Annotated in this window: 26 protein-coding genes; 14 read left to right on the top strand and 12 right to left on the bottom strand. The window is 71.0% G+C overall.

Going from position 1 to position 26,062, the window contains the following annotated elements:
* Positions 1-13: 13 nt before the first annotated feature.
* Entirely contained in the window at positions 14-394 is a 381-nt protein-coding gene (locus ACZ7EG_RS27190) for an SDR family NAD(P)-dependent oxidoreductase (protein ID WP_471084130.1), read from the top strand.
* A 10-nt stretch (positions 395-404) separates the two neighbouring features.
* On the opposite strand, the gene ACZ7EG_RS27185 is transcribed toward ACZ7EG_RS27190, so the two are convergent.
* Positions 405-1,070, bottom strand: a complete 666-nt coding sequence (locus ACZ7EG_RS27185) for a TetR/AcrR family transcriptional regulator (RefSeq protein WP_471084127.1) — start codon at positions 1,068-1,070, stop codon at positions 405-407.
* A 142-nt stretch (positions 1,071-1,212) separates the two neighbouring features.
* Between ACZ7EG_RS27185 and ACZ7EG_RS27180 the strand changes: the two genes are divergently transcribed.
* On the top strand, positions 1,213-1,818 hold the full coding sequence (locus tag ACZ7EG_RS27180; protein WP_471084124.1) for a TetR/AcrR family transcriptional regulator: 606 nt from the start codon (positions 1,213-1,215) through the stop codon (positions 1,816-1,818).
* 92 nt (positions 1,819-1,910) lie between these two features.
* Here ACZ7EG_RS27180 and ACZ7EG_RS27175 read toward each other — a convergent pair whose 3' ends face one another.
* From ACZ7EG_RS27175 to ACZ7EG_RS27160, 4 genes are all read right to left on the bottom strand, one after another.
* Positions 1,911-3,281, bottom strand: coding sequence for a 2-oxo acid dehydrogenase subunit E2 (locus tag ACZ7EG_RS27175; RefSeq protein ID WP_471084121.1), 1,371 nt, complete (start codon positions 3,279-3,281; stop codon positions 1,911-1,913).
* Positions 3,282-3,285: 4 nt separating this feature from the next.
* Positions 3,286-4,299, bottom strand: coding sequence for an alpha-ketoacid dehydrogenase subunit beta (locus ACZ7EG_RS27170; protein WP_471084118.1), 1,014 nt, complete (start codon positions 4,297-4,299; stop codon positions 3,286-3,288).
* A 5-nt stretch (positions 4,300-4,304) separates the two neighbouring features.
* A complete protein-coding gene (locus tag ACZ7EG_RS27165; protein WP_471084115.1) occupies positions 4,305-5,309 on the bottom strand; it encodes a thiamine pyrophosphate-dependent dehydrogenase E1 component subunit alpha in 1,005 nt (334 codons plus the stop codon).
* A gap of 102 nt (positions 5,310-5,411) precedes the next feature.
* The gene (locus ACZ7EG_RS27160) at positions 5,412-5,858 is read right to left on the bottom strand and encodes a VOC family protein (RefSeq protein WP_471084112.1); all 447 of its coding nucleotides are present in this window, start codon (positions 5,856-5,858) and stop codon (positions 5,412-5,414) included.
* 314 nt (positions 5,859-6,172) lie between these two features.
* On the opposite strand from ACZ7EG_RS27160, the gene ACZ7EG_RS27155 reads away from it, so the two are divergent.
* The 4 genes from ACZ7EG_RS27155 (at position 6,173) to ACZ7EG_RS27140 (ending at position 10,336) form a co-directional block, all read left to right on the top strand.
* A complete protein-coding gene (locus ACZ7EG_RS27155; RefSeq protein WP_471084925.1) occupies positions 6,173-7,339 on the top strand; it encodes an aromatic ring-hydroxylating oxygenase subunit alpha in 1,167 nt (388 codons plus the stop codon).
* The gene (locus ACZ7EG_RS27150; RefSeq protein WP_471084109.1) at positions 7,336-8,160 is read left to right on the top strand and encodes an SDR family NAD(P)-dependent oxidoreductase; all 825 of its coding nucleotides are present in this window, start codon (positions 7,336-7,338) and stop codon (positions 8,158-8,160) included. The genes ACZ7EG_RS27155 and ACZ7EG_RS27150 overlap by 4 nt, the downstream gene beginning before the upstream one ends.
* Positions 8,161-8,212: 52 nt before the next feature.
* Complete coding sequence (locus tag ACZ7EG_RS27145) at positions 8,213-9,949, top strand: PEP-utilizing enzyme (RefSeq protein WP_471084106.1); 1,737 nt, start codon at positions 8,213-8,215, stop codon at positions 9,947-9,949.
* Positions 9,950-10,021: 72 nt separating this feature from the next.
* Entirely contained in the window at positions 10,022-10,336 is a 315-nt protein-coding gene (locus ACZ7EG_RS27140) for a putative quinol monooxygenase (RefSeq protein WP_471084103.1), read from the top strand.
* 57 nt (positions 10,337-10,393) lie between these two features.
* Here ACZ7EG_RS27140 and ACZ7EG_RS27135 read toward each other — a convergent pair whose 3' ends face one another.
* From ACZ7EG_RS27135 to ACZ7EG_RS27120, 4 genes are read right to left on the bottom strand one after another with little or no spacing between them, the layout of a single operon-like run.
* Positions 10,394-11,425: an NADP-dependent oxidoreductase gene (locus tag ACZ7EG_RS27135; RefSeq protein WP_471084100.1), complete on the bottom strand. Its 1,032-nt coding sequence runs from the start codon at positions 11,423-11,425 to the stop codon at positions 10,394-10,396.
* 4 nt (positions 11,426-11,429) lie between these two features.
* Positions 11,430-11,645, bottom strand: coding sequence for a transposase (locus tag ACZ7EG_RS27130; RefSeq protein WP_468419158.1), 216 nt, complete (start codon positions 11,643-11,645; stop codon positions 11,430-11,432).
* Positions 11,646-11,650: 5 nt separating this feature from the next.
* On the bottom strand, positions 11,651-11,977 hold the full coding sequence (locus tag ACZ7EG_RS27125; RefSeq protein ID WP_471084097.1) for a 2Fe-2S iron-sulfur cluster-binding protein: 327 nt from the start codon (positions 11,975-11,977) through the stop codon (positions 11,651-11,653).
* Positions 11,962-13,371 (bottom strand): aromatic ring-hydroxylating oxygenase subunit alpha, encoded by a 1,410-nt coding sequence (locus ACZ7EG_RS27120; RefSeq protein WP_471084094.1) that lies wholly within the window; start codon positions 13,369-13,371, stop codon positions 11,962-11,964. The genes ACZ7EG_RS27125 and ACZ7EG_RS27120 overlap by 16 nt, the downstream gene beginning before the upstream one ends.
* Before the next feature lie 314 nt (positions 13,372-13,685).
* Between ACZ7EG_RS27120 and ACZ7EG_RS27115 the strand changes: the two genes are divergently transcribed.
* The 4 genes from ACZ7EG_RS27115 to ACZ7EG_RS27100 are packed head-to-tail and all read left to right on the top strand — an operon-like array spanning position 13,686 to position 18,504.
* On the top strand, positions 13,686-14,828 hold the full coding sequence (locus ACZ7EG_RS27115; RefSeq protein WP_471084091.1) for a sugar ABC transporter substrate-binding protein: 1,143 nt from the start codon (positions 13,686-13,688) through the stop codon (positions 14,826-14,828).
* 26 nt (positions 14,829-14,854) lie between these two features.
* A complete protein-coding gene (locus ACZ7EG_RS27110) occupies positions 14,855-16,336 on the top strand; it encodes a sugar ABC transporter ATP-binding protein (protein WP_471084088.1) in 1,482 nt (493 codons plus the stop codon).
* Between the two features lie 27 nt (positions 16,337-16,363).
* Positions 16,364-17,458 (top strand): ABC transporter permease, encoded by a 1,095-nt coding sequence (locus tag ACZ7EG_RS27105; RefSeq protein ID WP_471084085.1) that lies wholly within the window; start codon positions 16,364-16,366, stop codon positions 17,456-17,458.
* Between the two features lie 2 nt (positions 17,459-17,460).
* Positions 17,461-18,504, top strand: a complete 1,044-nt coding sequence (locus ACZ7EG_RS27100) for an NAD(P)-dependent alcohol dehydrogenase (RefSeq protein WP_471084083.1) — start codon at positions 17,461-17,463, stop codon at positions 18,502-18,504.
* A gap of 34 nt (positions 18,505-18,538) precedes the next feature.
* Here ACZ7EG_RS27100 and ACZ7EG_RS27095 read toward each other — a convergent pair whose 3' ends face one another.
* From ACZ7EG_RS27095 to ACZ7EG_RS27085, 3 genes are all read right to left on the bottom strand, one after another.
* Complete coding sequence (locus tag ACZ7EG_RS27095; RefSeq protein ID WP_471084080.1) at positions 18,539-19,324, bottom strand: ThuA domain-containing protein; 786 nt, start codon at positions 19,322-19,324, stop codon at positions 18,539-18,541.
* Positions 19,325-19,327: 3 nt separating this feature from the next.
* Positions 19,328-20,092 (bottom strand): SDR family NAD(P)-dependent oxidoreductase, encoded by a 765-nt coding sequence (locus tag ACZ7EG_RS27090; protein WP_471084078.1) that lies wholly within the window; start codon positions 20,090-20,092, stop codon positions 19,328-19,330.
* A 92-nt stretch (positions 20,093-20,184) separates the two neighbouring features.
* A complete protein-coding gene (locus ACZ7EG_RS27085; protein ID WP_471084076.1) occupies positions 20,185-21,423 on the bottom strand; it encodes an acyl-CoA dehydrogenase family protein in 1,239 nt (412 codons plus the stop codon).
* Positions 21,424-21,617: 194 nt separating this feature from the next.
* Between ACZ7EG_RS27085 and ACZ7EG_RS27080 the strand changes: the two genes are divergently transcribed.
* From ACZ7EG_RS27080 to ACZ7EG_RS27065, 4 genes are read left to right on the top strand one after another with little or no spacing between them, the layout of a single operon-like run.
* Complete coding sequence (locus ACZ7EG_RS27080; protein WP_471084074.1) at positions 21,618-23,159, top strand: AMP-binding protein; 1,542 nt, start codon at positions 21,618-21,620, stop codon at positions 23,157-23,159.
* Between the two features lie 33 nt (positions 23,160-23,192).
* Positions 23,193-23,807, top strand: a complete 615-nt coding sequence (locus ACZ7EG_RS27075; RefSeq protein ID WP_471084072.1) for a histidine phosphatase family protein — start codon at positions 23,193-23,195, stop codon at positions 23,805-23,807.
* Between the two features lie 21 nt (positions 23,808-23,828).
* A complete protein-coding gene (locus ACZ7EG_RS27070) occupies positions 23,829-25,019 on the top strand; it encodes an acetyl-CoA C-acyltransferase (protein WP_471084070.1) in 1,191 nt (396 codons plus the stop codon).
* An 18-nt stretch (positions 25,020-25,037) separates the two neighbouring features.
* Complete coding sequence (locus ACZ7EG_RS27065) at positions 25,038-26,015, top strand: PDR/VanB family oxidoreductase (RefSeq protein ID WP_471084069.1); 978 nt, start codon at positions 25,038-25,040, stop codon at positions 26,013-26,015.
* Positions 26,016-26,062 lie beyond the last annotated feature (47 nt).

The raw sequence follows: 26,062 nt of genomic DNA, 5'->3' as shown, positions 1-26,062 counted from the left end.
CCTGCGCGCCACCTTGGACACGAACGTCACGGGTGCCTGGCGCGTGGCGCAGGCCGTCGTCCCGGGCATGGTGGAAGCCGGCTACGGCCGGATCGTGAACGTCACCAGCTCCTACGGTTCGCTGGCGCTGATGGACTCCGGCCGGCACCCCGCCTACCGGATCTCCAAGACGGCGCTCAACGCCCTGACCCGTATGCTCGCGGCCGAGTTGGCCGGCACGGGCGTCCTGGTCAACGCCGCCGACCCGGGCTGGACCCGCAGCGGGATGGGCGGCCCGTCCGCCCCGCGCGGTCCGCGGGAGGGCGCGGACACTCCGGTCTGGCTGGCGACCCTTCCCGAGGGCGACGGGACGACGGGCGGGCTGTTCGCCGACCGCAGGCCACTGCCCTGGTGAACCGCCTCACTCAGGTGCGTGACCCGGCCGTTCTCGTCGGCTTCTGCTCGGCGGCGACGATGCGCAGCGCCAGTGCCCTGACCGCCTCCAGTACGGACCGGGAGGGCAGCTGGGACAGTGGTCCTCCCTCCGCCCGCAGTGCGGTGACGAGCATGGTCGTACTGATCAGCGTGCGGACCGCGAGCGCCTGCGCGGCGTGCCGGGCCTTGGTCGCCCTGGGGCTGCGTGTGGTGCCCTCGGGCAGATAGTCGTAGCCGCGCTGGATGTGGCGCTGTTCGAACTCGTCCCGCAGCACCTTGACATTGCCGCTGGCAGAGGCGACCTGGACCTGGTACAGGCGGGCCTCGTCCGGGTTCTGTTCCACCCAGTCCCACACGGCGTCGATGACCCGGACCAGGCCCTCCGCATCGCCTGGCTCGGACGCCGGGCGGGCCGCCTCCACGACCGCGTTCAGCTGGTCGAAGACCTGGCGCATGGCGAGTTCGAGCAGCTCCTCCTTGCCGTCGAAGTGGTAATAGACGGCGGTGGGAACCACCTGAGCCTCGTCCGCGATGTCCTGGATGCTGGTCTCCGCGAATCCGTTGCGGCCGAACACCCGCACGGCGGCGCCGATGATGTGCTGCCGCCGCGAGGGGCGGTGGGCGGGCTGCTTGCCGTTCTTCGTGGTGGCCATCATGCTCCCTGCCGGCTGCCGTGAACCCCGCGTCCTGGGCTCTGAAGTACTGGCGATTCTATCCAGTAACTCCTGCTGACCCGTCCGCATAATTCCTGCAACTTGAGTGCTTCCTGAACACCGAGATCACGGCATACTTGACACCATGACGACATCCGGAACCCGCGCCGCTCACCGTCCCTCGCGCAAGCAGTGGGTGATCGAGGCGGCCACGGAGTTGTTCGCCACCCAGCCGCCGGACGAGGTGACGGTGGCCGACATCGCCGCTCGTGCCGAGATGACCTCGGCGGCGGTGTACTACCACTTCTCCTCCAAGGACCAGGTCCTGGCCCAGGCCATGCGGGTGTTCGCGTCCGCGCTGCGCGAGCAGTTGGAGGCGCTCACTGAGGCCTACCGGCCCGGCACGGACGTGGGGGCGGCGGTCACCCCACTGCTGACCTGGCTGGGCGAACACCGGTCCGCCGCCACCGTGTTCTTCGTGTCGTCGGCCGGCATGAGCCAGGAGGCGGAAGCGCTGCGCCAGGAGTGCCGTACCGAGTTGCTGAACGAGCTGGTGCGCCTGATCCGCAAGGCCCGTGAATCCCTCTCCGACGCCGAGGCGGCGGTGATCGGCCTGGGCCTGCTGGCGCTGCTGGAGACCGCGGCCATCTCGCAGGTCCGGGGCGACGACGTCTACCGGTCGCTGGGACACCGCCTCTTCGTCCGCGAGGTCAGCGACCTCGCGGAGCGGATCGCCGACCCGGCCACATAGGCATCGGACCTCTGGCCTCGGACCTCTGGCCTCTGGCCTCTGGCCTCTGGCCTCTGGCCTCTGGCCTCTGGCCTCTGGCCTCTGGCCGCGGATCACACCAGCAGGCGGAGGGGCTTGCGCAGCGACTCACCGACCGTGCGCAGATACTCGGCGGCGGGTGCTCCGTCGACGGCACGGTGGTCGAAGGTCAGGCTCAGGGTGAGCACTCGTGTCCGCAGGGGCCGGTCGTCCGCCCACTCGACGCCGTCTCTGAGCCTTCCCACCCCGAGGATCGCGACATTGCCGGGGTTGATCACGGGGGTGAAGAAGTCGACGCCGTATCCGCCGAGCGAGGTGACGGTGAAGGTGGCGCCTTCGAGCTGTGCGGGGGAGATCCGCCCCTCGCGCGCGGCCTGGGCCAGAGACCTCGACCGGCGGGCGATCTCGGGCAGCGGCAGCGCCGCCGCGTCCTCGATCACGGGGACCATGAGGCCGCCCGGGACGGCCACCGCGAAGCCCAGGTGGATGCGGTCGAGCAGATGGATACCGTCCTCCCGCACCGTGGCGTTGAGCAGCGGGTGCTCGCGCAGGGCGAGGGCGGCGGCCTTCAGCAGGAAGTCGTTGATGCTGGGCACCGGCAGTTCGCTGTCGGCCCACTCCTGCTTGAGTTGGTCCCGCAGGGACACCACGGCGTCCATCCGCACCTCGTAGCCGTGCGTCAGCTGTGCCATCTCCTGGAGGCTGGCGTGCATCCTGCGGGCGATGGTGCCGCGCATTCCGGTGAGCGGGAGGACGTCGCCGGGCTGAGCGACCGCGTCCCGGCGAGGAGACGGCGGAGTGACGGCGTCGAGGTCGGACCGGCGGATCCGGCCGCCCGGCCCGGTGCCGTTCACATCGGAGAGGTCGATGCCCCGCTCCTTCGCCAGCTTGCGGACCAGCGGCGAGGAGGAGGTACCGCCCGCCGGGACCGGTGCGACGAGGTCGCCGGGGAGCGCCGCGAGGAACTCCTCCACGTCCTCGGACACGATCCGGCCGCCCGGCCCCGTGCCGCGTACGGCACTGAGGTCGACGCCGGCGGCCGCGGCGACCCGCCGGGCGTTCGGCGAGGACAGCAGCCGGTCACCGGTGCCGTTGACGGAAGTCACCGCGGCAGCACCGCCGGCGTGCGGAGCAGCCACGACGGCCGGCTCCGAGCCGGCCCCGGACCCGGCGGGCATCGGCGCACCCGCCGGGTCCGGTGGCAGCTCGCCCTCGGCCAGCAGCCAGCCGATGAGGGCACCGGCCGGGACGGTGGCGCCCGCCGGGACCACCGGATGGAACAGTCCCCCGGCCTCCGCCTCGACATCCACGTCGACCTTGTCGGTGGCCAGCCGCAGCAGTGCGTCACCCTCCGCGACGACCGCGCCGGTGGGCACCAGCCACTCGTCGATGGTGCCTTCCTGCATGGTCAGGCCGATCTTCGGCAGCAGAACCTCGACCGCCACGTCGTCACGACCTCTCGAGGAGGCGCCGGCAGCCGTCAGCGATGCGGGCGCGATCGGGCACGTACGCCTTCTCCAGGACCGGCGAGAAGGGCACCGGGGAGAAGGGGGCGCCGATGCGCAGGACCGGCGCGTCCAGGTGGTCGAAGGCGGCGTCCTGGATCTGGGCGGCGATCTCCGCTCCGAGCCCGCCGAAGGTGACGGCCTCGTGCACCACGAGCACCCGGTTGGTGCGGCGGACGGAGGCGAACATCGTCTCGGTGTCCAGCGGCTGCACGGTGCGGGGGTCGATCACTTCGATCTCCACGCCCTCTGCCGCGAGTTCGTCGGCCGCCGCGAGGGCCTCCCCCACCATGCGGCCGAGGGCTATCACCGTGACGTCGGACCCCTGACGCGCGGTGTGCGCCCGGCCCAGCGGGATGCCGTAGATCTCCTCGGGCACCTCGCTGGTGCTGCCGAGCAGGACCTTGTTGAGCATGACGACGACCGGGTTGTCGTCCCGGATGGCCGAGACGGTCAGGCCCTTGGCGGTGTACGCGTCGCACGGCATCACCACCTTGAGGCCGGGCACGTGGGCCAGCCAGGCCTCCAGGCTCTGGCTGTGCTGCGCCGCGGCGCCGAGGCCCGCCCCGGAGGCGGTGGTGATGGTGAGCGGCACGGACACCGCGCCGCCGAACATGTACTTCATCTTCGCGGCCTGGTTGACGATCTGGTCGAGGCAGACGCCGATGAAGTCCATGAACATCAGGTCGACGACGGGGCGCAGGCCCCGGGCGGCGGCTCCCACGCCGAGGCCGACCAGCGCGGCTTCGGATATCGGGGTGTCGATCAGGCGGCGGGGGCCGAACTCGTCGAGCAGGTTGTCGAACATGCGGAACACGCCGCCGTATCCGGCCACGTCCTCGCCGGCGACGAAGACGTTGTCGTCCTCGCGCATGGCCTGCGCGAGACCCTCGTTGAAGGCCTTGACGTAGGTGAGTTTCCGCGTGGCGACGGCCGGTGCTTCGTTGGTGCTGGTCATGGCGGTCATCCCGAGTAGACGTTGAGCAGCAGGTCGGCGGGGTCGGGCAGCGGGCTCGCCTCGGCGTACGCGATGGCCTCGGCGATCTCGTCGCGCGTGCGCCGCCATACGTCGTCCAGCTCGGCACGCGTCGCGGTGCCGTCGGCGACCGCCCGGGCCTCGATCAGGTCGATGGGGTCGCGGGCCTTCCACGCGGCGACCTCCTCGTCCGAGCGGTAGGGGTGACGCAGGCCCTTGACGCCCTGGTGGTCGAAGTAGCGGTAGGTCTTGGCCTCGATCATCACCGGGCCGGCGCCGGACCGGGCGCGTGCGACCGCTTCGGTCGCGGCGCGGTGGACGGCGACCGCGTCCATGCCGTCGACGATCACGCTGGGCATGCCGTAGGCGGCGGCCCGGTCGGCGACGTCGGTGAGGAGCATGTGCCCGGACTGCGGGGTGAACTCCGCATAGCCGTTGTTCTCGCAGACGAATACGACGGGCAGGCCGAGGATCGCGGCCATGTTGGCGCCCTCGTGGAAGGCGCCGATGTTGGTGGCGCCGTCGCCGAAGAAGGTCACGGCGACGCTGTCCTCGCCCTTGTACCGGGCGGCGAAGGCCGCGCCCACGGCGATCGGGACGCCGGCCCCGACGATGCCGTTGGCGCCGAGCATGCCGCGGGCGAGGTCGTTGATGTGCATGCTCCCGCCGCGGCCGAGGCACGCACCGGTGACCCGGCCGTACAACTCGGCGTACATCTCCCGGAATCCGACGCCCTTGGCCACGGCATGCCCGTGGCCGCGGTGGGTCGAGGTGATCTGGTCGTCGTCGCGCAGGACCGCCATCACGCCGGCGGCCACGGCCTCTTGGCCGACATACAGGTGCAGGAAACCGGGCAGCTTGCCCGCCTCCATGAGCTTTCCCGCCTCGGTCTCGAAGAGCCGGATGCGCACCATGCGCTCGTGCAGATCCATGATGACCTGCGTGCTGACCTGCGTGGTTTTCTTCGACGCCGTTGATGCTCGTTGAGCCATCGTCCGCTCCTTCGCCCGAGGGAGGTTGCCAAGCAATCGGACTTACTTATGCCGGTCTACAGTAACCAGCATGGGCACCTTACTGAACAGCGTCTCTAATTACTATGCCTCGCGTCCGGGTCGTTCCCGCGCGTCCACCAACTCAACGACGTTGCCCTCGGGATCCACCCAGAAGCTGATCCGCCGGCCGGGCACCCGGACGACGACAGGGTCCGACAGGGGCCGGGCACCCGCGGCCGGCAGGGTCGCCACCACCGGATCCATGTCGCCGAGGTGGAAGGTGAGATACGACAGCCCCGGACGCCCGGCCGGCATGGGGGCCGCACATGCCGACACAGGGGCCGACCGGGGAAGGATCAACTTGACACACCCCCCGGAGGGCACCCGCAGCCAGACGACCACCAGCTCGCCGCCGAGCCCGGCCGGACCTCCGACGGACTCCGGTACACGTGAGCGATGCTCGGCGCGACAGCCGATCACGTCGCAGTAGAAGCGCTCCATCAGCGCCAGGTCCCGCACCACCAGACCCACTTCGAACGGCTGCGTCATGAGCATCAACCCCACCCCCACGGGACAGCAAGCGGCAACTTCGACACTTTCTATTGACAGGCCACACTAAGTCCTGTTGTCGTTTCGGACACAGCCCAGCTGTCGCATTCCGAAGCCGGTCACCGGCTCGCGGCTGGGAGGATTGTGAGGACATCGTGGTCCAGACCAGTTCGCCGGGGATTCGGGAAGCAGATGCCGAGCGCAGGTCGTCGGCCTCGGCCCGCTCAGCGCCGTCGGCCCCCGCGGCCCCCTCGGCGCCCGAATACTCGTCGTGGATCAGCCGGGACCGGTCCACCGACGCCGCGTCCGTGACGATGCGCCGGGAGGCCGCCGAACTCGTCGAGCGTGTGATGGCGCACTACCGCGACAGCACGACGCACGAGGCGGACGGCCAGTGGACGGAACCCGTGGCCAACTACCTCGACGCCGACCGCTGGCGGCGCGAGATGGACGCCGTCCACCGCAGCGTCCCGTTGCCGCTCGCCATGTCCTGTGAACTGTCCGGTCCGAACACCTACAAGGCGATCGACGTGCTCGGCATCCCCGTGCTGATCACCCGTGACCGGCAGGGCACCGTGCACGCGATGATCAACGCCTGCCGGCACCGCGGGGCCAAGCTCCTCGAACCCGGCTGCGGAGTGTCGAGGCGGCTCACCTGCCCGTACCACTCCTGGTCGTACGACCTGGCCGGGGAGCTGCGGGGCGTGTACGCCGAGAAGACCTTCGGCGAGGTTCCGCGCGAAGGCCGCAGCCTCATCCGGCTCCCGGCCGGGGAGCGCGCGGGGATCGTCTTCGTCTCACTGGACCCGGCGGCCGAGCCCGACCTGGACGACTGGCTGGGCGATCTGCAGCCCCTGCTGGAGGGCCTTCGGCTCGCGGAGTGCCACCACTACTCCACCGGCGAGCTGACCAGCCCCAACTGGAAGGTCACTCTCGACGGGTACCTGGAGACGTACCACTTCGCCTCGCTGCATCCGAAGACGGTCTTCGAGACGAACCTGTCGAACATGATGGCCCACGACACCTGGGGCCCCCATCAGCGCATCGCACCGGCCCTGCGCCCCATCGCGCAGGCGGTGGAGCTGCCGCCGGACCAGCGCGACCCCGGGGACTGCGTCGGGCCCATCTACTGGCTCTTCCCCGGCCTCGCGATCGCCGGCGGCTGGCGCCAGAAGATCGCCGTCTCCCTGGTGCTCCCCCGTACGGCGACCGAGTCGGTGACCCAGCAGATCATCCTGCTGCGGGAACCGGCGGTCACCGAGGAGGAGCGCCAGGCCGCCGACCGGTTCGGCGCATGGTTCCACGAGGTGGTCCGCGACGAGGACTACGCGACCACCTACGGAGTCCAGCAGGGCCTGAAGGCCCTCGACGGGACCGACTTCGTCTTCGGACGCAACGAGCCCGGGCTCCAGCACTTCCACCGCACCATTCACCGACACCTGGACACAGGCGCCATAGCAGCCTCAAGAGCCACCAGGTGACGAACCAACAACACTCGCGGGAGAACACCATGGTGGCTACGGGCAGCCTCGACGGACGTGTCGCGGTGATCACGGGCAGCACGCGCAGCATCGGCCGCGCCATAGCCGAACAGTTCCTGGCCGACGGCGCCACGGTCGTTGTCAGCGGCCGCAGCGAGCTCAAGGGCAAGCAGGCCCTGGAGGAGATGGGCGCCGGGGACCGGGCCGTCTTCCACCCTTGCGACGCCAACAGCCAGGAGGACATCGAGGGCCTCGCCGACTTCGCCGCCGAGCGCTTCGGCAGGCTCGACATCTGGGTCAACAACGTCGGCGGCAGCTCCGGCTTCGCCCCGATCCACCAGCTCAGCGACGAGGCGTGGCACGACGCCCTCAAGCTGAACGTCAACGGCTACTTCTACGGCACCCGCCGGGCGCTGCCGAAGATGCTGGAGGGCGGCTGGGGCCGCGTCATCAACATCTCCTCCGTCGAGGGCAAGCAGGCCAACAAGCCGGGCATCAGCCACTACATCACCAACAAGCACGCCATCCACGGGCTCACCAAGGCGACCGCCTTCGAGTACGGCACTCAGGGCATCACCTGCAATGCCATCTGTCCCGGCGCCGTCGACACCGACCTGATGCGTGCCGCGGGGCCGGCCGCCGCCGAAGCCGAGGGCATCAGCTACGAGGAATGGCTGAGCCGCTTCGCCGAGCACGCCGCCACGAAGAAGATCACCACGGTGGAGCAGATCGCGGCCGTCGCCTCCCTGCTCGCGAGCGAGGCCGGGGCGGGTATCACCGGCGCGCTGATCAGCGTAGACGGCGGAACGGCCCAGTGGTAGGCGGGGGACGGGCAGGGGCAGGCACGGGTACGGACAGCGGGAGACCTCGGCCATGAAGAGCTGGATCACGGACTGGCAGCGCAGTGAGCGGCTGCCGCACTACACCCGGGCCAACGCGGGCGAGACCCTGCCGGAGCCCGCCAGCCCGCTGGGCTGGACCCTGGTCTGGGGGCGGGGCCTGCAGGGGTGGCGTCACGGCTTCGTCGGGTTCGGTATCTACCGCGAGGAGGAGGTGGCCGGCCCTCGACCGCCGTTCGTCGGCATGTTCGGCGGCTACTTCTACCTCAACCTGTCCCATATGCGGCTGTTCGGCATCCGCATGGGGCAGACGGCGGACCAGATCGACGCGGCTTTCGTCGGTCAGCGCTCCGACACGCCGGCGTACGTGGCGCACCCGGACGACCAGGACGCCGAGCTGACCGCCAAGGCAGGCGGCACGCTCCAGCGGATGCTCGGCCAGGCCGGCTTCCCCGAGGCCGACGCCGACCGGGAACGGCTGCGCGCCCTGCGTCGCTCGCGCCCCGATCTGACGCGGCTGTCCGACGCCGAACTGGTGGCGCACGCACGGTCGTTGCTGGACGAGGTGGAGACGGCCTTCCAGCGGCACGTCGAGTCGTCGCTTCCCGCGTCCGTCGGACCGGCGATCCTCGGCCCGCTGTGCGCGAGCGTGGACCGCACCGGCGCCATGCTCGACCTGATCGGCGGTCTCGGCGACGTCGACTCCGCCTCCCCCTCGACCGGGCTGTGGACGCTCTCCCGCCAAGTGGCGGCCTCGGCCGAACTGAGCGCGCTGTTCGACCGGGGTCCGGCCGCGGTGGAGCAGGCGCTCGACGGGGCGACGGGGGACGTGAAGGCGTTCCGTGACTCCTTCGAGGAGTTCCTTGCGGAGTCCGGCGACCGCGGCCCCAACGAGTGGGACATCCACGCGCTGTCCTGGGAGGCCGCGCCCGTCCAGGCGCTCGCCCTGGTCGACCGGATCCGGCACAGTCCCGACGACGACTCCCCGGCCGCCCGACGAGCTCGGCTGACCGAGCGGCGTGAGCGGACAGCGCGGGAGATCCGGGCCGCGCTGCCCGAGGACGCGCAGCCCATGTTCGACGCCGGCATGCACGCTTCTCAGGTGTGGATCCCGGCCCGCGAGCGCACCAAGGCGAACTGCGTCACCGCCGTCAACGAGATCCGCATGGCCGTACGAGAGCTCGGCCGCCGCGGTGTCGAGGCGGGGCTCTTCGCCCGGCCCGAGGACGTGATGATGCTGCTGGACACCGAGCTCGACGACTACGTCGCCGCCCCGGAGTCCTTCGGCCCGGTGATCGCGCGACGGCTTGAGGAGTACGCGGGCCTGCACGAGCTGGAGCCGCCGTTCTTCGTCGCCGACGACGCGCAGACCGAGATCGGCACCTGGCCGCGACGCGCCGAGGAGCGGACCCCGCCGGCCGTCGAGGGTGAGGCGCTCGGTGGTGTGGGTGGCAGCCCCGGCACGTACACCGGAAGGGTGCGGGTGGTCACCGACCCGGCCTCCTGCGAGGCGCTGGAGCCCGGCGAGGTGCTGGTGGCGCCGATCACGGACGCGGCCTGGACCCCGCTGTTCCTGGTCGCCGGAGCGGCCGTCGTCGACGTGGGCGCGCTCAACAGCCACGCCGTGGTGGTCTGCCGCGAGCTGGGCATCCCGGCGGTGATCTCCGTCGAGGGCGGGACCGAGCGGCTGCGGGACGGCATGGTGATCACCGTCGACGGCACCGCGGGCACCGTCACCGTGGACAGTGTCCCGGCGCCGCTCGGCAGCTGAGAACTCCGCGGGCCCGTCGCCTCCTCTGCACCGGGGCGACGGGCCCGCGGGTATGACTGTGAAAGGAAACCCGTGGCTGAGGAAATCATCGTCGCCGGCTGGATGGACTACGAACCAGGCGACCGCGGCACGATGTTGCAGGCCCTCGTCGAGCTGGGCCGGCGGACCCGCGAGGAGGAACCCGGCTGCCTGGACTACGCCATGACCGCCGATCCCACCGACGAGCGGCGTATCCGGGTGTTCGAGCACTGGGCCTCCCAGCAGGCCCTCGACGAACACTTCGCCACCCCGCACATCAAGGACTTCCGGGCGGCCGTGGCGGGGCTGACCCGCGTCGGAGTCTCCCTGACCGCCCACACCGTCGCTGCGTCACACCCCATGCGCTGAAGCCCGAAACGGCCCCCCGCCTGGGGGCGCCGTTTCACCGTTGGACGTCCGGCACGGTCAATGAGACTCGTCCAACCGGACCAGCATCTTGCCGACGTTGCCGCCGCCGAGCAGGGACAGCAACGCCCCCGCGGCGTTCTCCAGGCCGTCCACGACCGTCTCGCGCGCGGTGATCCGGCCCTCGGCGAGCCGGCCCGCGACCCACCGCTCGAACTCCGGCCGCAGGTCGTCATGGTCACGGACGATGAAACCGCGCAGGGTCAGCCGCTTGAGGACCGCCTGGATCAGCTGGTTGATGTCCGCGGGCCGTCGGTCGCCGCCGAACTGCGACATCATCCCGCACAGCGCGACCCGGCCACCGGTGCGCAGCGCGTGCAGCGCGGCGGCGAGCTGCTCACCGCCGACGTTGTCGAAGTACACGTCGACGCCGTCGGGGGCCAGCCGGGCCAGCGCGTCGCGCACCGGCTCGGCACGGTAGTCCGCGGCCGCGTCATAGCCGAACTCCTTCACCAGCAGGGCGCACTTGTCCGGCCCTCCGGCTGTCCCGATGATCCGGTCCGCGCCCAGCAGGCGCGCGAACTGGCCGACGGCGCTGCCGACGGCGCCGGCCGCCGCCGACACGAGAACGGTGTCGCCCGGACGCAGTTCCGCGATCCGGGTCAGGCCCACGTACGCGGTGAACCCGGTCTGCCCGAGCAGGCCCAACCAGGTGGGCAGCGGGGCGAGTCCGGGATCGATGCGTCCCGCGCCGTCGGTGTCGGCCGCGTCGAGCACTGCCCGCTCCCGCCAGCCGAGCTGATGCCGTACGTACGTGCCCGGCGGCACCTGGGCACACCGGCTCTCCTCCACAACACCGAGGGCACGGCCGTCGAGCGGCGAGCCCGGGGTGAAGTTGTGCGTGTAGTGCTTCTCGGTGCTCTCCAGACGGCCCCGCATGGACGGGTCGACGCTCATGTAGAGGTTGCGCACGAGCAGTTGCCCCTCCCCCAGGGGCGGCAGCGGGCGTTCCTCGACGACGAAGTCACCGGGGAGCGGCTCTCCGTCGGGCCGGCGCACCAGACAGACCACCCGGGTGGTGCGGGGCGTCACCGGGTCACTCCTCCGGCTGCCGCGTCGTGCGCCGCTGGGCGAGGCGGCCGACCCAGCCGGCCATCTGGAGGTCGGCGTGGCGCAGTTCGCCCGACTGCCACCGGGCCTGGAAGTCGAAGACGCCCTGGGCCCCGGTCCTGGGGTCGGTCACCTCGACCAGTCCGTCCTCGGTGAGCCGGTACACATGCCCGGTCAGCGGGTGGATCACTTGCTTGGACATGGGCCTCACTCCTGCACTCGGCGGCGCACGCCGCTCTTGGTCACGGTCACCGGGCCCTCGACCAGGAGCCGGCAGGCGAGCCTGGTCGAGCCGTCCACCGGCCTGCGCAGGGCCTCGATGCCCTCGCGCTCCAGCGGGCCCACGGGGGAACAGTTCTCGGCGCCCTCCTCGACATGGACGAAGCAGGTGCGGCAGGTGCCCTTGCCGCCGCAGACGGTGGGCCAGCGGTAGCCGAGTCGCCGGGCGGCGGTGAACAGGTCCTCGCCGTCGAGGACGTCGAGCTCGACGCCGGAGGGTCTGACCGACACCCGGTGGGTCACTTGTCCATCCACTGGTCGAGGGTCCGGTTGAAGTGGCGGATACGGCTCTCCTGGTAGTTGGCCAGGGTGATGCCCGGTTTACGCATGGCCTTCAGGCCCTGCTGGACGTAGGGGAGGTTCTCGCAGTCCTGGTCGAAGACGGGTCCGAGCACGCCGAGTTCGGGGATGTCGGCGAAGAGCATGTCCTCCGGTACCCAGCGGATCTTCGCCGGCGGCGGCATCTCGCCGGGCTGCTTGGGGGACGACATGAAGATGATCTCGGCGGTGCAGGAGTCGGGGTCGAGGCCGTTGGGACGGAACCGGTAGATGATGTTCGACTTGGCGCCGCCCCAGGGGTTGAAGTTCGGGAACAGCAAGTAGTTGATGGCGTCCAGCAGTTCGGTGTCGGGGGTCTGCGAGAAGTCCTGCTGCGAGGTGGCCGCCAGTTGCGCGCGCATCCGCTCGGCGAGGACCTGGCGGGCGGTGCCGCCGGGTGGGATCGCCGGCAGGTCGTCGCCCTCCTGCCGCACCAGGTCACGGCCCTGGGCGGCGGAGTAGAACGCGCGCGAGTCGTAGAAGGTCTCCAGGACGTCCTCCTCCGTGACGGAGTCCGCCACGTGCGGGCTGGGCGCGCCCTGGATGTTGATCATCCGGCTCCAGTTCGGCTGGTCCGCCATGACGTCGTACTGCGAGTTGGCGTCGGCGAGCCACGGCAGCATCTGCGGGTGGGTGGCGATCACGTGGAAGGACTCGATGAACGCGTCCTGGGCGATCTTCCAGTTGCAGGGCAGCACCTTGCCGATGTGCAGCGACTTGTAGCGGTTCTCCAGCGGCCAGATGTAGTAGTCGTCGAAGGTGCCGCGGTAGCTGTCGAAGGACTCGGCGTACGGGTCCATGTTGATGAACACGAAGCCGCGCCAGGTGGCCACCTGGGCCTCGGGAAGGGCGAACTTCTCCGGGGTGACGTGCGGGAAGTCCCAGGCGCAGGGCGGGGTATGCATCGTGCCGTCGAGGTTCCAGGTGAACCCGTGGAACGAGCAGCGGAACTCGCTGACGTTGCCGCCGCCGGTGCGCAGTTTGCGTCCGCGGTGCAGGCAGACGTTGACGAAGGCGCGGATCTCGCCGGGGGCCGTGCGGACGACGATGAGGGAGTCGTCGCCGATCTCGTAGACCTCGTGGTCGCCGACCTCGGGGATCTCGCTCTCCAGGCAGGCGAACTGCCAGACGCGCCGCCAGACCTGCCGCATCTCCCGTTCGGCCCACTCGCGGGAGGTGAAGCGGGCGGTGTCGATGTCCTCGCTGCCGAGGTGGTCGTTCCGCTCGAACCTCAGGGCGGGGGGAACCGGGCGGCTGTCCTGGTCGAGGTAGTCCTGGACGCTGGGCCCGGGGCACCGCGCTGTGCCCAGCTCCGACGTTTCGTCCATCATCTCTCCTCTGGCAGAAACTTTAGAGCGAGTGTAGTTAGCAGGTGTGGCCGGGAGCAACACTCCGACCGGCGAACGAGCTGGCACCGCTCGCGACTACCTTGCGATTTGTACGCGATCCCGGAATTTCTTACGGCGCCCCTCTCCCCAAGCCTGCTGGGGCGTGTCACACTCCGACCCACTTGAGGCTGTAGTGCCTCATAAGTTTCTGGGTGCCGTACCCCACGACGGCGGTGGATGCATCCCTCTCGATTTCCCTGTGTGCCGTCCCGACCCGGGTGGCACCGGTCCGTCTGAATGCACGGGAGTGCTCAACGATGAGTTCCAGACCCCGTCGCGCGGTCCGCCGCGCCCTCACCGCGATCGTCCCCGTCACCTCCCTGCTCGCCCTCGCGGCGTGCGGCACAGGCACCACCGAGGCCGCTGACCCGACGAGGGCGGCGGCGCCCGGCTCCCCCGGCCTGACGGCGGCCCGCGCAGCCCTGGCGAAGTACTCCGAGCGCCCGGCAACGATCTCCGTGACCCGGCCCGTCGGCAAGGCGATCCCCAAGGGCAAGAAGATCGACTTCATCCTCTGCGGCGTCCAGTCCTGCAAGGACCTCGCCGACTTCTTCACCGAAGCCGCCGGGGAACTGGGCTGGCAGGTGAAGCAGATCGCCACCCAGGGCACCCCGGAGTCCGTCCAGGCCGCCTACGAGCAGGCCGTGCGCGACAAGCCGGACGCCGTCGTCGCCTCCGGTTTCCCGCGCGCCGTCTACGCGAAGCAGCTGGCACAGCTGAAGGCAGACGGCATCCCCGTCATCCAGTCCAACGCCGACGACGTGGCGGGCAAAGGCGTCTCCCTGCTGAAGAACGGACCGGACGACGTCGGCGTCCAGGGCGAGATGCTCGCTTCATGGGTGGTGTCGAACAGCAGCGCCAAGGCGAACACCGTCTACTTCGACCTGCCCGCCTACACGATCCTGAAGCCCGTCAAGGACTCCTTCGCCGCCAAGTACGAGGAGTGGTGCGACAGTTGCGCGCTGGACCAGGTGGACGTGCCGATCACCGCGGTGGGCAAGGACATGCCGGACCGCGTGGTGTCGTACCTCCGGTCGCACCCGAAGGTGACCGATGTCGTCTTCTCCCTGGGCCTGCTCAACGTGGGCGTGCCGCCCGCGCTGAAGACCGCCGGCATCACCGGCAAGCGCATCGTCGTCAACGTCGGTGACGCGCAGAACTACCAGTACATCCAGAACGGCCTCACCGACGGCGCCATGGCGCTGAACTCCCACGAGACGGCCTGGCTCCAGGTCGACGCGCTGGCCCGGCACTTCACCGGCCAGTCCGTGGACGTGGACCAGAAGGCCGTGCTGCCCAACATGCTCGTCACCAAGGACAACCTGCCCTCGGCCGACGGCGACTTCCCGATCGTCGAGGACTATCAGAAGCAGTTCAAGGCGCTGTGGGGGCTGAGTTGACCGGGCCGGTGCTACGGGTGGCCGCCTTGTCGAAGAGGTTCGGCGGCACCCAGGCACTCGAGGACGTCGATCTCGAGGTCGCGCCCGGCGAGATCCACGCCCTGATCGGGCCCAACGGCTCCGGCAAGTCCACCCTGATCAAGATCCTCGCCGGCTACCACCACGCGGAGCCGGGCGCGGTGGCCGAACTCGACGGCGAGCCCTTCGACCTCGGCCATGTCGCCGCTGCCCGGCACGACCGGCTCCGCTTCGTCCACCAGGAGCTGGGGCTGGTGGGCGAGCTGAGCGCCATCGACAACCTGGCGCTCAGCCACGGTTTCGCGCGCACGGCCTTCGGCAACATCCGCTGGCCGGAGATGGAGCGGCGCACGACCGCCCTCGTCGAACGCTTCGGCCTGGGCATCGACGTGCGCCGGCCCCTGGCCACGGCGACCCCGGTTCAACGCACGGTGGTGGCGATCGCCGCCGCCCTGCAGGGCTGGGAGGGCCGCCGCGGTGTCCTGGTGCTCGACGAGCCCACCGCCGTACTGCCGCCCGGCGAGGTGGCCCGCCTCTTCGACATCGTGCGGGAGATCCGCGACGCCGGCGCCTCCGTCCTGTACGTCTCGCACCGGATGGACGAGATCTTCGCGCTCGCCGACCGGGTCACCGTGATCCGCGGCGGACGCCGGATCGACACGCGCCCGGTCGCCGACCTCACCCCGCGTTCACTGGCGGAACTCATGGCGGGCGAGGAGATCGAGACCGACCACCGTCCCGCGCCCCCTTCCGCTCGTGCCGACCCCGTGCTGGAGGTCCGCGACCTGTGGGCCGGTCCACTGCGGGGCGTCGACTTCGACCTGGCCAGAGGCGAGCGCCTGGGCATCACCGGTCTGGTCGGCTCCGGCCACGAGATCGTGCCGTACGCGGTGTGCGGCGCCCATACCGGGCCGGTGAGCGGCAGGCTGCGACTGCCGGAACACTCCGAGCGGTGGACCGAGGCGCGTGACGCCGACGGCCTGGGTCTTCCTCTGGTCCCGGCGGACCGGGCGGGCGAGGGGGTGATCGGCGACTTCTCGGTCGCTGAGAACCTCACCCTGCCCCTGCTGGACCGCCTGCGCGCCCGTTCCGGGCGGCTGCGCAGGCGCCGCGAGTCCGCCCTGGCGGAGGACTGGATCCGGCGGGTCGGCGTCCGAACAGCAGGACGCGGAGCGCGGATCACCACGCTGAGCGGCGGCAACCAGCAGAAGGTCGTCATGGCCCGCTGTCTGGCCCAGCGCCCGCCGGTGCTGGCGCTGTGCGAGCCCACGGCGGGCGTTGACATCGCCACCCGCCTGCAGCTCTACGACCTGATAGAGCGTCAGTCCGGGGAGGGCATGGGCGTCATCGTGTCCTCCTCCGACACCCAGGATCTGCTCGCGCTGTGCACCCGCGTCCTGGTGGTGCGGGGCGGCCGGATCGCGCGGGCAGTCAGCGGCCCGGACATCACCGAGGCCGCGCTCGTGCACGCCATGGAAGGAACCGAGTGACATGAGCCCTGGAAGGAACCGACCGACATGACGTCCACCCCGACCCGGGCGGCGAAGCTCCCACCGTCCGCACCCGAGAGGTCCGCGGTGTCCGCACCGATGACACCGCTCCGGCGGACGGCGGCGGCCCTGTCGTTCCGGAACATCGGCGCCGCGTACGTGTGGCTGGTCATCGTCGTGCTCTTCTCTGTCTGGGCGCCGGACACGTTCCCGACCACCATCACGGTCAAGCAGGTACTGAACGGCAACGCCGTGGCGGGCCTGGTGGCCCTCAGCGTCGTACCGCCGCTGGCCGCACGGGTCTTCGACCTGTCCATCGCCTACACCATGTCACTCACCAGCGTGCTGACCGCGTACTTCATGGTCTCCGCCGGACTCGGGCCCGGCACGGCCATCGCCCTGGCGATGACCGCCGCGCTGCTGGTCGGAGTCGTCAACGGAATCGTGGTGGTGGTCCTGCGCGTCGACTCGTTCATCGCCACCCTGGCCACCGGGGCGCTGATCCAGTCCCTGATCACCATGGTCACCAACGACAGCTCGATCACCGGTGTGCAACTGCTCGCCAAGCCGTTCGCGGACATCGCCCAGCTGGACGCGGGCGGCATCACCCTGCCGGTGCTGTATCTGCTGCTGGCCGCCCTCGCCATCTGGTTCCTGCTGGAGCACACCGCCACAGGGCGCCGGCTGTACGCGACCGGCTTCAACGCCGAAGCGGCCCGGCTGCAAGGGATATGCACGGACCGGCTGCGCTTTGCGACCCTGGTGGCCTCGGCGCTGCTCTCCGGTTTCGCCGGCGTGGTCTTCGCGTCCTCGGTGGGATCCGGATCGCCGACCGCGGGCACCCCGTATCTGCTGTCGGCCTACGCCGCCGCCTTCGTCGGAGCGACCCAGTTGCGCGCGGGCCGCTTCAACGCCTGGGGGACTGTCCTCGCCGTCCTCCTGCTCGGCACCGGCATCACCGGACTCGGGCTCGCCACCAGCGCGCAGTGGGCCGCGAGCCTGTTCACCGGCTCGGTCCTCATCGTGGCACTGGTCCTCACGGGTGGCCGGATCGCCCTGCCCGCCGTTCCGCGCCGCCGGACGGGGACCCGTCCGAAGGAAACCACCAGAAAGGAGGTCTGACGATGAAGGCTGTTCAGTACCGACGGGTGGGGCACGCCCCCGAGGTCGTGGAGGTGCCGGTGCCCGAACCCGGCCCGGGCCAGGTACTGCTGAAGGTGACGGCGGCGGGGCTGTGCCACTCCGATCTGGCGGTGATGGGCTGGCCCGAGGAGCAGTTCCCCTACGCACTGCCGATGACACTCGGTCACGAGGGCGTCGGGACGGTGACGGCGGTGGGCGCCGGAGTCACCGGCGTGGTGGAAGGCGAGGCGGTGGCGGTGTACGGCCCGTGGGGCTGCGGGCGCTGCCACAAGTGCGCCGAGGGCAAGGAGAACTGCTGTCCGCACGCCGCCGGGCTCGGCATCATGCCGCCGGGACTCGGCTCACCCGGTGCCCTGGCGGAATACATGCTGGTGGACTCGCCCCGCCACCTGGTTCCGCTGAACGGAGTCGACCCGGTCCAGGCCGCGCCCCTCACCGACGCCGGGCTGACCCCGTATCACGCGATCCGCAGATCACTGCCGAAGCTGCTGCCCGGCAGCACGGCGGTGGTGATCGGCGTCGGCGGTCTGGGGCATCTCGCCGTGCAGTTGTTGCGCGCGCTGACCCCGGCCCGGGTGGTCGCCCTCGACGTGAGCGAGGAGAAGCTGAAGCTGGCAGCCGAGGTCGGCGCCCACGCGACGCTCCTCTCCGACGGTGAGGCGGCGGCACGCATCCGCGAACTCACCGACGGTACGGGAGCGGAGGTCGTCCTGGACTTCGTCGGAGCCGAGGCGACGCCGGCGGTCGCCGCCGCGTCGGTGGCGGTGGAGGGCGATGTCACCGTCGTCGGCCTCGGCGGGGGGACACTGGCCGTCGGCTTCGGGGGCGGGCTGCCGTTCGAGGTATCGGCCTCCTTCCCCTACTGGGGCAGCCGCACAGAGCTCATGGACGTCCTCGAACTCGCGCGGCGGGGCGTCGTGTCCGCCCACGTCGAGACCTTCACCCTGGAGCAGGCGCCAGAGGCGTACGAGCGTCTGCACGCCGGGGAGATCGACGGCCGCGCGGTGGTACTCCCGCAGGCCTGAGCCACCCTTCGCTCAGAGCCGGCGCCCGACTCGTTCAGGCGCCGGCTCTCTGCGGCGTACCCACCACCCGCTCCACGCAGCGCCGGAGCACCGTCAGGAACTCCGGTGTCCGCCACGGCCCCACGTCCACGCGCCCGGTGTCGTCCACGCCCAGGTCCTGGATGTCGTAACGGCCCCGGCAGTGGCCGAGGGTGAAGTAGCAGACCTCGCCGAGGCCGTGCCGCTTGAGGTACAGCACCGGTCGGGGTGCGCCGTCGAGGGCCGCCGTGTCGCCCTCGGCGAAACCCCGGCACGGTCCGGTGTACTCGGCGTGCAACAGCACCTCCAGCTCCCCGTGCAGCTCGCACACGTACAGCTCGTCGGTGACCGTGAACGGCTTGATCCCGGCGACCAGCGGATGGTCGGGCCTGGTCGACTTCACCTCGTACGGCGCGATCGGCGGATGGGCCAGGAACTGGCTGCCGAGCACCTGAGCCAGTTCGCCGAGGAGCCGCGGCGTCGTGAACACCCGCGTCCCGCCGTTCGTCGACGGCTCGATCACCGCGTTGGTGCCGTGCAGGGCGAGCCAGCGCCCGCCCCGCTCGACGAACCTCGCCAGTGCGGCCCGCTGCGCCGGGCGGGGCCGGACGTCGCAGGTGTAGGTGACCAGCAGGTCCGCCTTGGCAAGGGCGGCCTCGCAGTCGTAGTCCTGGTACACCGTGGTGGTTACGCGCGGATGCTCACCGAGCAGTTCCAGCAGCCGCAGCCGCGCGTGGTCGAAGTCGTGCCAGCGGCCGCCGCAGACCAGTACGGCGTCCAGGCGGCCGGCCGGGCCCGCCACGGCTCAGTACTGGACGCGGGTGAGCAGCCCGCCGTCCACCACGAGGTTGACCCCGACGCAGAAGGAGCCGGTCCGCCCGAGCAGGAACGCCACCGCCGCGGCCACGTCCTCGGCGGTGCCGTAGCGGCCGATCGGCAGCTTGGCGAGTACCTCCTCGTACACCTCGGGGCGGCTGGTGCGGATGTTCTCCCAGGCGCCGCCGGGGAAGTCGATCGGGCCGGGCGAGACGGTGTTGACGCGGATGCCCTTCGGTGCGAGGGCGTGCGCGAGGGCCGAGGCGTGCTGGACGACGGCCGCCTTGAGCGCGGAGTAGGAGTTCGCTCCGGCCGGACGCGCGGTGTCGGAGGCGTTGGTGGTGCCGATGGCCACGACCGCGGCCCGGTCGGAGGTCTCCAGGTGCGGCAGGGCCGCCTCGACGAGTCCCGCGAACGGGATCAGGTCGCCGCGCAGGCTGGCCTCCCACGACTCGGGGCCCTTCACGTTTCCCGCCGACACGTTGGACACCAGCAGGTCCAGGCCGCCGAGTTCACCGGCCGACCGCTCCACGAAGCCCGCGAGGGCGGCCGGGTCGGTGACGTCGACCGGTTCCGCGAACACGGTGGCTCCCTCGGCCCGCAGTTCGGCGGCTGCCTTGGCCAGCCCCTCATCGCCCCGGGCGCACAGGGCCAGCGCGCAGCCCTCTGCCGCCAAGGTGGCGGCGATCGCCCGGCCGATGCCCCGGCTCGCCCCGGTCACCAGCGCCTTCGCGCCCGTCAGTCCCAGATCCATCGATGTCACTCCTTTGTGCCTTCGGCCATTGCCGAATTTGTGCCTCTGTGATTGCCGAAACGGTCCCGGTTGCCCAACTTCCGGGCTTCCCCTCAGTTGCCGGGCAGCTGCGAGAACGGCGCCCGGTCCGCCCGCGGCTCCGTCGGCAGCTTCAGCACGCGCTCGCCGATCAGGTTGCGCTGGATCTGATCGGTGCCTCCGGCCAGCCGGTAGCCGGGGGCACCGAGGAGGTGTTGCGTCCAGGCGAAGGTGCCGGGTTCGCCGGTGTCGGCGCTGATCCGCGCTCCCATCAACTCGGCGGCGACCTGTCCCGTGCGGGTGAGCAGGTCGGAGGCCATGAGTTTGGTCAACGACGCCTCCGGGCCCGGCCTGCCGCCGGCGGCGCTCGTCCTGGCGACACGGTCGACGGTGGCCGCTCGCAGGGCGGCACGTATGTACAGGTCGGCGAGGCGCTGACGGACCAGCGGGTCGCCGGTGCAGCCGAGGGAGCGGGCCAGCGCGAGTACGTCCGGGAAGGTGCCGCCCTTGCGGCGGTTGCCGCCGCCGGAGGCGGTGCGCTCGAAGGCGAGGGTGGTGGTGGCGACCTCCCAGCCCTGGCCCGGTCGCCCGATCCGGAGCCGGTCCGGGACGCGTACGCCGCTCAGGAAGACCTCGTTGAAGGAGGCGCCGCCGCTCATCTGGCGGATGGGCCGCACCTCCACGCCGGGCGCGTCCATCGGGACCAGGAAGGCGGTGATGCCGGCCTGTTTGACGACGTCGGGGTCGGTGCGGGCGAGCAGCAGACCGTAGTCGGCGAACTGGGCGCCCGAGGTCCACACCTTCTGGCCGTCGATCACCCAGTCGTCGCCCTCTTCCCGAGCTCGGGTGCGCAGGGCGGCGAGGTCGGATCCGGCGGCGGGCTCGCTGAAGAGCTGGCAGGCCAGCAGGTCGGTGCGCAGGAACGGGCGTGCGTAGCGGTCGCGTTGCTCGGCCGTGCCGAACAAGGAGACGGCCATCGCGACCAGGCGCACGGTGACGCTGATCAGCTCGGTGGACGGCGGCACCTCGAAGGCGGACTCCTCCTGGGCGAAGGCTGCCGCGTGGGCGGCGGTCAGGCCCGCGCCGCCCTTGTCCGCGGGGAGGGTCAGCGCCTGGTACCCGGCGTCGAAGCGGGCCCGCTGGTAGACGCGGCAGCGCTCCAGCAGCAGGCGTTCCTCGTCCTCCGGGAGGTTGTGGAACACAGCGAGGTCGGCGGCCGATCCGGCGGACTCCGGCGGCGGCGCCGGTTCGAGCACGGTGGCCAGCCACTGCCGGACCTGTGTGCGCCATGCGTCCGGATCGGGCTGGGACATGGCTCCTCCTCGGGCAGTTACCAGACAACAGGTTCAGTAAGAAAGGGTGGGGCGTAGGCCTCACTCACCGTGGAGCATGCGGGAACGGCTCCGTCTGGGATCAGAGTGTTCCGCACTTTCTTGATAAACGCTACAGTCTGGATATCCGCCCTCCCCTCGAATCGGGAGAGGACCGAGGAGCCGCCGGAGGAGCCATGTCGCTGCTGCCACTCGACCGTCGCGCCCAGGAGACACCCGACGACCCCGCCCTGGCGGACGACCTGAACGTGCTGTCCTGGTCCGGACTCGTCGACCAGGTCACGCGGGCGGCGGCTCGGCTGCTGGAGTTCGCGCCCGGCCCCCATGACCGGGTCGCCGTCCTCGGCGACAACGCGGTCCCTACGCTGGTGGCCCATCTGGCCGGTCTGCGGGCCGGGGTCGGGACCGTGGCCACGTCCCGGAACCTCACATCGGGGGAACTCGTCGACCAGATCACCGACGCGGGCGTGACCGGCATCATCACCGGACCCGTCGGCGCGGGCGCCGCCCTCGACACGGCCCGGGAACTGGGCCTGCCGCTGGTGATGCACGGAACCGCGGCGATCGGGCACGCCTTCGACTGGGACCTGTGGCTGGCGGCCGCACCCGCTGGACGCGCCCTCCCCACGGACCGCCCCGCCCGGCCTCCGCTCGTCTACACCTCAGGCACCACCGGCCGGGCGCGCGGCACCGAGGTGCGCTGGGTGAGCGGCCCGGTCTCCGACGCCTCCGCCTACCTCGCCGCGATGTCCGCCCGGCCCGGCTTCCCTCCGGGACCGCACCTGGTGTGCGGCCCGCTGCAGCACAACGCGCCGCTGACCTCGCTGCGGCACCTGGCGGCCGGTCAGCCCGTGGTCGTGCTCGGCAGATTCGACACGGAGATGTTTCTCTACAGTGTGCAGAAGTGGCAGGTCTCCTCGACGGTGATGGTGCCCACCCACTTCCAACGGCTCCTCGCCCTTCCGGGCGAGGTCCGCGCCCGGTACGACGTCTCCAGCCTTCGGCAGGTCTCCCACACCGGCTCCGCGTGTCCAGCGGACGTCAAGCGAGCCATGATCGACTGGTTCGGTCCGGTGCTGACCGAGTCGTACGGCGCCAGCGAAGCGGGCACCGTGGCCCGCATCAGCAGCGCCGAGTGGCTGGCGCACCCGGGATCCGTCGGGCGCGTCCGGCCCCCGTTCGAGGTGCTGGTCACCGATGACGACGGCCGGGAACTGCCGCCCGGCGAACGCGGGCTGCTTGCCTTCCGGGCGCCCGAAGACCAAGGCGTCCGGTACCACGCGGACCCGGACAAGACCAGGTCCGCCTATCTCTCCCCCGGCGTCTTCACGCTCGGCGACATCGGCTTCGTCGACGCGGACGGCTACATCTTCATCACCGACCGGGCCGCGGACGTCGTGGTCTCCGGCGGGGTCAACCTCTATCCGGCGGAGAGCGAGGCCGTACTGCGGCAGCACCCGGCGGTCGCCGAGGTCGCGGTCATCGGCGTGCCCGACCCGGACTTCGGTGAGTCCCTCCGGGCGCTGGTCGTGGCTGCTGCCGCGGACGAGCCACCCGCCGATGAGCTGGACCGGTTCTGCCGCGACCGCCTCGCCGCCTACAAGTGCCCGAAGTCGTACGAGTTCGTTCCCGAGCTCCTGCGCAACGCGATGGGCAAGCTCGACAAACGCGCGATGCGCCGCCCCTACTGGGGCTCGGAGCGGACGATCGCCGGCTGAGCATGCCCCCCTGACACGTACGAAGGATCATCCATGACCGAACTCCTCCTCATCCGGCACGGCCTCCCCCGGGCGGGCGTGTTCGACCCTGGGCTGTCGCCGGAGGGCATCGCCCAGGCCGAGCGTCTCGCCGCCTGGCTCGTGCACGAGGACCTCGACGCCCTGTACTCCAGCCCGTTCCTGCGTGCCCGCGAGACCGTGGCGCCCCTGGAGCGGCTCACCGGCATGACCGCCACCGTCCTCGACGACCTGCGGGAATGGGACACCGACGTCTCGCACCCCTACACGCCACCCGAGCAGATACAGCAGGACGACCCCCGGTCGGTGGCGCTCTCCGAAGGACGGTACGAGGACTTCGCACCGGATCTGGACTGGGACGCCTTCCGCGCCCGTGCCGTACGCGCCATGGACACCATCCTCGACGCGCATCCCGGCGAGCGGGTCGCGGCCGTATGCCACGGCGGTATCACCAACACGTATCTCGCGACGATGCTCGGCCTGCCCAAGATGTTCTGGTTCCACCCCAGATACACCTCGGTCAGCCGAGTGCGGCGGATGCCGGGCGGACGGATCGTCCTGCACTCGGTGAACGAGACGGCCCACCTGATCGCCGAGCGCGCCGTCGACGCGGCCGCCGGATCCCACTGAATAACCCAGGAGGTCCCGGTCATGCCCGGATCCGTCATCGTCGCCGGAACCAGAACGCCCATCGGCAAACTGATGGGCGCCCTGAGCCCCCGGTCCGCGGTCGACCTCGGCGCCCACGCCATCGGCGCGGCCCTGTCCGCCGCCCACCTCGACCCGGCGACCGTGCAGGCCGTCGTCATGGGCCATGTCGTCCAGGCCGGGGCCGGCCCCAACCCGGCCCGGCAGGCCGCGATCCGCGCCGGCATTCCGTTTTCCGTCCCCGCGAGCACCGTCAACAAGCTCTGCCTGTCCGGGCTGCACGCCATCGCCCTGGCCGACCTCATGATCGCCTCCGGCCGTCACGAGGTGGTTGTCGCCGGCGGTATGGAGTCCATGTCCGGCGCCCCGCATCTGCTGCGCGGAGCCCGCACCGGCTGGAAGTACGGTCCGGCCGCGGTGGAGGACGCCCTCGACCGCGACGCCCTCGTCTGCGCCTTCGACGGCATCTCCATGGGCGCGGCCACCGAGCGCTACCAGCAGCCGTTCGCCCTGACCCGCCAGGAACAGGACGAGTACAGCGCTCGGTCCCACCAAAGGGCCGCCCTCGCCCAGGAGTCGGGCGCGTTGTCCGAGGAGATCACCCCCGTCACCGTGGCCGGACGCCGGGGCGAGACGGTGGTGGACACCGACGAGGGCGTACGGCCCGGAAGCACCGCCGAGGGGCTCGGGCGCCTGAAGCCGGCCTTCGCCGGTGCGGGCACCATCACCGCGGGCAACTCGTCACAGCTCTCCGACGGCGCCGCGGCCGTCGTCGTGATGAGCGCGGAGCGCGCCCGGCGGGAGGGCCTCACGCCGCTCGCCGAGATCGGCGCCTACGGCACGGTCGCGGGCCCCGATCCCTCGCTGCTCGTCCAGCCGGCCGGCGCGGTCCGCGACGCCCTGTCCCGGGACGGCCGGCTGAAGGCCGCCGACCTGGATCTGTTCGAGATCAACGAGGCGTTCGCAGGAATCGCCCTGGCTTCCGTACGAGAGCTGGACATCCCCCTGGACAAGGTGAACGTCAACGGCGGGGCGATCGCGCTCGGGCACCCGGTCGGCATGACCGGAGCCCGGCTGGTGCTGACTCTCGCGGCGCAGCTGCGGCGGCGCGGAGGCGGCAGCGGAGCGGCAGCCCTGTGCGGGGGCGGCGGCCAGGGCGACGCGCTGTTGCTGCATGTACCGACGCCGGCCTGACCCTCGGAGCCAACCCCCATGAACGACCGACTGCCCCCGATCGACACGACCCTTGCCGTGGCGAGCCGCACCATCGCCGCCGACGGCGTCGTCACCCTCACCCTTCGCCGCCCTGACGGCGGTCCGCTCCCCTCCTGGACGCCGGGCGCCCACATCGACGTACTCCTGGACAGCGCCGACGGCGAGGAGGGCAAGCTGATCCGTCAGTACTCTCTGTGCGGAGACCCGGCGGAACGCGGGGCCTGGCAGATCGCCGTCCTGCGCGAGCCACAGGGCCGCGGCGGCTCCGCGTACATCCACGACCACCTGCACGAAGGCGCCACCGTGCGCGTCCGCGGACCGCGGAACAACTTCCCGCTGCGGCCCGCCGCACGTCATCTGTTCATCGCCGGCGGCGTCGGCATCACGCCCATCCTCCCCATGGTCGAGGCCGCCGAGGCCGCGGGGGCCGACTGGCGTCTGCTGTACGGCGGCCGCACCCGCACCTCCATGGCGTTCCTGGACCGCCTCGCCCCGCACGGGGAGCGTGTGCTCATCCGTCCGCAGGACGAGTACGGCTTGCTGGACCTCGCCGCCCACCTCGGCGAGCCCGACCACGACACCCTGGTGCACGCCTGCGGTCCCGAACCCCTGCTGCAGGCGGTGCAGGAGCAGTGCGCGGGCTGGCCGCCCGGCACACTGGGCATCGAACGGTTCGCCCCGACGCGGACGGCCGAAGCCGGCCCGACCGAGACCTTCGAGCTGGAGCTCGCCCGTTCCGGGCTCACCCTCACCGTGCCCCCAGACCGTTCGGTGCTCGAAACCGTGGAGGAGGCCGGCGTCTCGGTCGACTTCTCCTGCCGGGAGGGCACGTGCGGTACCTGCGAGACCGATGTGCTCGACGGCACGCCCGACCACCGCGATTCGCTGTTGACCGAGGACGAGCGGGCCGCCGGCGACACCATGCTCATCTGCGTGTCGCGCTCGTGCGGGCCCCGCCTGGTCCTCGATCTGTGACGGCGATCACTCCCAGGAATTTACTAGGACGTCCTAGCATTCACAAT

The organism is Streptomyces sp. NPDC037100 (genome assembly GCF_055606225.1).
The sequence above is the reverse complement of the archived record's forward strand: the minus strand, read 5'-3'. Positions and strand labels throughout refer to the sequence as shown.

Excerpts from the sequence above, each read along its gene's own strand:
- ACZ7EG_RS27185 (WP_471084127.1), bottom strand. The coding sequence starts at position 1,070 with ATGATGGCCACCACGAAGAACGGCAAGCAGCCCGCCCACCGCCCCTCG.
- ACZ7EG_RS27180 (WP_471084124.1), top strand. The coding sequence starts at position 1,213 with ATGACGACATCCGGAACCCGCGCCGCTCACCGTCCCTCGCGCAAGCAG.
- ACZ7EG_RS27170 (WP_471084118.1), bottom strand. The coding sequence starts at position 4,299 with ATGACCAGCACCAACGAAGCACCGGCCGTCGCCACGCGGAAACTCACC.
- ACZ7EG_RS27165 (WP_471084115.1), bottom strand. The coding sequence starts at position 5,309 with ATGGCTCAACGAGCATCAACGGCGTCGAAGAAAACCACGCAGGTCAGC.
- ACZ7EG_RS27160 (WP_471084112.1), bottom strand. The coding sequence starts at position 5,858 with ATGACGCAGCCGTTCGAAGTGGGTCTGGTGGTGCGGGACCTGGCGCTG.
- ACZ7EG_RS27155 (WP_471084925.1), top strand. The coding sequence starts at position 6,173 with ATGCGCCGGGAGGCCGCCGAACTCGTCGAGCGTGTGATGGCGCACTAC.
- ACZ7EG_RS27145 (WP_471084106.1), top strand. The coding sequence starts at position 8,213 with ATGAAGAGCTGGATCACGGACTGGCAGCGCAGTGAGCGGCTGCCGCAC.
- ACZ7EG_RS27130 (WP_468419158.1), bottom strand. The coding sequence starts at position 11,645 with ATGTCCAAGCAAGTGATCCACCCGCTGACCGGGCATGTGTACCGGCTC.
- ACZ7EG_RS27120 (WP_471084094.1), bottom strand. The coding sequence starts at position 13,371 with ATGATGGACGAAACGTCGGAGCTGGGCACAGCGCGGTGCCCCGGGCCC.
- ACZ7EG_RS27115 (WP_471084091.1), top strand. The coding sequence starts at position 13,686 with ATGAGTTCCAGACCCCGTCGCGCGGTCCGCCGCGCCCTCACCGCGATC.
- ACZ7EG_RS27105 (WP_471084085.1), top strand. The coding sequence starts at position 16,364 with ATGACGTCCACCCCGACCCGGGCGGCGAAGCTCCCACCGTCCGCACCC.
- ACZ7EG_RS27100 (WP_471084083.1), top strand. The coding sequence starts at position 17,461 with ATGAAGGCTGTTCAGTACCGACGGGTGGGGCACGCCCCCGAGGTCGTG.
- ACZ7EG_RS27090 (WP_471084078.1), bottom strand. The coding sequence starts at position 20,092 with ATGGATCTGGGACTGACGGGCGCGAAGGCGCTGGTGACCGGGGCGAGC.
- ACZ7EG_RS27085 (WP_471084076.1), bottom strand. The coding sequence starts at position 21,423 with ATGTCCCAGCCCGATCCGGACGCATGGCGCACACAGGTCCGGCAGTGG.
- ACZ7EG_RS27080 (WP_471084074.1), top strand. The coding sequence starts at position 21,618 with ATGTCGCTGCTGCCACTCGACCGTCGCGCCCAGGAGACACCCGACGAC.
- ACZ7EG_RS27075 (WP_471084072.1), top strand. The coding sequence starts at position 23,193 with ATGACCGAACTCCTCCTCATCCGGCACGGCCTCCCCCGGGCGGGCGTG.
- ACZ7EG_RS27070 (WP_471084070.1), top strand. The coding sequence starts at position 23,829 with ATGCCCGGATCCGTCATCGTCGCCGGAACCAGAACGCCCATCGGCAAA.
- ACZ7EG_RS27065 (WP_471084069.1), top strand. The coding sequence starts at position 25,038 with ATGAACGACCGACTGCCCCCGATCGACACGACCCTTGCCGTGGCGAGC.